Origin of the sequence: Vibrio sp. OPT46 (genome assembly GCF_015163535.1) — a bacterium.
Lineage (GTDB): Bacteria > Pseudomonadota > Gammaproteobacteria > Enterobacterales > Vibrionaceae > Vibrio > Vibrio alginolyticus.
Genome location: NZ_JADDYG010000610.1, coordinates 3,108 through 3,879, shown reverse-complemented (window position 1 = coordinate 3,879; position 772 = coordinate 3,108). Strand labels below are relative to the sequence as shown.

The window sequence follows — 772 nt, the reverse complement described above, 5'->3', positions numbered from 1 at the left end:
AGTCGTGTGAATAAGAAAAGGCGTCATCGTGACGCCTTTTACTTTTTACTCTTTGAAGCAAGGTTCTCCTTGCTTAGCGCACCACTCTTTTATTTCTAAAATAACACCGTCAGGAGAGTCCTCCCTACCTGGGGAAGGGTGGAAGATCAGAGCATTACCATCACGGTGAGATACTAACTCTGAAAAATGAGCGGATAGATTTGATATATGCAAGTCATAAGCTTCATCATCTAAGTCGTTAGTGTCGGTATCTTCGAGAAATTCTTCTAAGAAGCGATAGAATTCCGCCTCGGTGTAGTCTTGTAAGGCATCTTTAATTACAAGCTTCATATTATTGAACCTTATGTATCTCAGCAACAGTAGTAAATGTCCGCTTTGAAAGTGTCACAAGAGAGTTTTGAGCTGATATTAAGCATTAACTTGAGCATATTTGATGATTCGCTCGACGGTGATTTCAGGGACACCTTCAAGTAATTCTTGCAGTATAAATACCTCTAAGAAGTAGTCATACCCCTTCGGTAAGCCTCCATTCTCTGGCTCTGTGCAAAATAAAATATGGGATTCAGGATTCCATGTACTGTCAATGTGAATAGTTAAGTCAGGATCTAAATGTAAATGCCTATTGTTTTGTACTATTTGTGATAGATTCATCGGAGCCGAGGTTTTCTCATATTTAGTCGGCAGTACCTAACTGATAATCATACTCTGGATCATAGAAGTATTTATCAATCAACTTCTCTATGTCTAAAGCTTGCGCGTCACTAATATCAAA

Annotated in this window: 1 protein-coding gene; it reads right to left on the bottom strand. The window is 38.9% G+C overall.

Annotation, left to right across the window (positions count from 1 at the left end; translation table 11 throughout):
• Nucleotides 1–45: 45 nt before the first annotated feature.
• Nucleotides 46–330, bottom strand: coding sequence for a bacteriocin immunity protein (locus tag IQR33_RS23835; RefSeq protein WP_193837482.1), 285 nt, complete (start codon nucleotides 328–330; stop codon nucleotides 46–48).
• Between the last annotated feature and the right edge of the window lie 442 nt (nucleotides 331–772).

What these genes read in the sequence shown, in the direction of transcription:
- IQR33_RS23835 (WP_193837482.1), bottom strand. Translation starts at nt 330, where the DNA reads ATGAAGCTTGTAATTAAAGATGCCTTACAAGACTACACCGAGGCGGAA.